At 74.3% G+C, this 2414-nt stretch carries 2 protein-coding genes; one reads left to right on the top strand and one right to left on the bottom strand.

What is annotated here, in order from left to right; all coding sequences use genetic code 11:
- Positions 1-1431, bottom strand: a 1431-nt coding sequence (locus E0D90_RS25045; protein ID WP_174856262.1) for a glycosyltransferase family 4 protein, incomplete at its 3' end; no start/stop codon positions are given.
- 236 nt (positions 1432-1667) lie between these two features.
- Here E0D90_RS25045 and E0D90_RS25040 point away from each other — a divergent pair.
- Entirely contained in the window at positions 1668-2366 is a 699-nt protein-coding gene (locus E0D90_RS25040) for a TetR family transcriptional regulator (protein WP_130800205.1), read from the top strand.
- The last annotated feature ends 48 nt before the right edge of the window (positions 2367-2414 follow it).

The raw sequence follows: 2414 nt of genomic DNA, 5'->3' as shown, positions 1-2414 counted from the left end.
GTCGGGGGTGGTGGTGTCACCGGCGGCCACCGGCCGGGGAACGACGGTGGTGGGGACCGTTGCCGCGGTGCGTGGCGCCGGGGCGGCGGTCGAGGGCCGCGAGGGACGGGCCGGATGTCCGCCGGGGTCGGGCCCGGCCGCTCCGGTCCTCGCCTCGGCGCGCTGGTCCGCGATGGCGGCCCGGTAGCGCTCGACGGTGCCGTGCGCCGCCTGCTCCCAGGTGAAGCGGGAGAGCACCCGTTCGCGGCCGGCTGCACCGAGGCGGGCGCGCAGTCCGGCGTCGCCGAGGAGGCGGCCGAGGGCGGCTGCCAGCGCGGCGGAGTCACCGGGCTCGACGGCCAGGCAGGTCTCGCCGTCGCGTCCGGCCACTTCGGGGATGGCTCCGCCGGTGGTCGCCACCAGGGGCGTTCCGGTGGCCATCGCCTCGGCGGCGGGCAGCGAGAAGCCTTCGTAGAGGGAGGGGACGCAGGCGACCTCGGCGCTGCGGACCAGGTCGGCGAGTTCGGCGTCGGAGATGCCCTTGACGAACCGCACGGCCGTCCCGACGCCGAGTCCGGTGAGCGCGTCGGCCACCGGACCTCGCTCGGGGCGGGTGCCGACGACGACCAGGTGGGCCCCGGGGTGGTCGGCGCGGACGGAGGCCAGCGCCTCGACGAGATGGACCAGGCCCTTGAGCGGGACGTCGGCGCTGGCGGTGGTGACGATCCGTCCGGGCACCTTCGGCACCGACGGGTCGGGACGGAAGACACGCGCGTCGGCGCCGATCGGCACCACGTGGACGCGGTGCGGACGCACGCCCAGGTCGTCGATGATCTCGGCGCGGGAGGAGCCGGAGACGGTGACGACCGAGGGGAGCCGGCGGGCGACACGTTTCTGCATCCGGGTGAAGCCGTACCAACGCCGCGTGGAGAGGCGGCGTTTGAGTGATCCGGCCGCCGCGAGGTCCAGTCGCCGGTCCACGGTGATCGGGTGGTGCACGGTGGTGACCAGCGGGAGGCCGTACCGTTCCAGGCCCAACAGCCCGTAGCCCAGCGTCTGGTTGTCGTGCACGACGTCGAACTCGGCGCGCCGTGACGCCAGATGACGGCGCGCGCGCAGCGAGAAGGTCAGCGGCTCGGGGAATCCGCCGGTCCACATGGTGGCGACCTCGACGGCGTCGACCCAGTCCCGGTACTCCCCCGGACGCGGGGTGCGGAACGGGTCGGGCTCGCGGTAGAGGTCCAGACTCGGAAGCTCGGTCAGGGTGACGCCGGGCTGGTCGTCGAGGACGGCGTAGGGCTGGGCGCCGATGACCTCGACCCGGTGGCCCAGGCGGGCGATCTCCCGCGAGAGGTGGCGGACGTAGACGCCCTGGCCGCCGCAGAAGGGGTTGCCCTTGTAGCTGAGGAACGCGATGTTCAGCGGCTCGTCCGCCCCTGATCCTGCGGTCACGCCCGCTCCCCTCTCGGCTGTGCGCTGGAGCGTAACCGCCCGATTGCGGCTGGAACAAGTTCTCGTTCTTCCGGCTACCCGTGGGTACGAAGATATCGGCCCGGACCGGCCGGCCGGCTCTCGCGGCGGGTGATTCGCGCCACGGTACCCCAGCGCCCGAACCCCGCCGGCGCAGGCGTCAGACGCTAGGCTCTGTCACGCGTCGCACCCACCACTCCCGGTTCGGAGCCGCCCAGATGGCGACAGAACAACAGGTGCCGCAGGCATCCGCGCCGGCGCGCACCGCCCGGCAGCGGGCCCGGCGCCGCCGCATCCTGGACGCGGCCACGACGCTGGCCGCGTCCGGCGGCTTCGACGCGGTTCAGATGCGGGAGGTCGCCGACACCTCGCAGGTCGCCCTCGGCACCCTCTACCGCTACTTCCCCTCCAAGGTCCACCTGCTGATCGGGGTGCTCCAGGACCAGCTGCGGCAACTGCACTCCACGCTGCGCGAACGCCCCCTGACCGAACGGGACCCCGGGGACCGCCTCTACCGGACCCTGATGCGGGCCTTCCGCGCCCACCAGCGCGAACCGCGCCTGGCCGAGGCGATGATGCGAGCCCTGCTCTTCGCGGACCGCTCCGCGCGGGAGGAGGTCCGCGAGGTCTCCCGCCTCACCACCGAGATCCTCCTCGACGCCACCGCGCTGCCCGTGGAGGAGGTGCCGGGGCGGCTCAGCGCCGTGCGCGTCGTGCAGCACACCTGGCACTCGGCGCTGATCAGCTGGCTCTCGGGCAACGCCACCCTGGAGGAGGCGCACACGGACATCGCGACCGCGTGCCGCCTGCTCGCCGACGGCGGCCGGACGGACAGCGGCGGCCCGGTGGACGGCGGCAGCCCGGTGGACGGCGGCAGCCCGGTGGACGGGGAACAGCGGCCGGACGGGACCGGCTGAGCTCCGGGCAGCACGCACCACCCGCCACCCGCCACCCGCCACGCACAC

The organism is Streptomyces otsuchiensis, from assembly GCF_004305975.1.
Classification (GTDB): domain Bacteria; phylum Actinomycetota; class Actinomycetes; order Streptomycetales; family Streptomycetaceae; genus Streptomyces; species Streptomyces otsuchiensis.
This window is presented reverse-complemented; position numbering and strand designations above follow the sequence as displayed.

Excerpts from the sequence above, each read along its gene's own strand:
- E0D90_RS25040 (WP_130800205.1), top strand. The coding sequence starts at position 1,668 with ATGGCGACAGAACAACAGGTGCCGCAGGCATCCGCGCCGGCGCGCACC.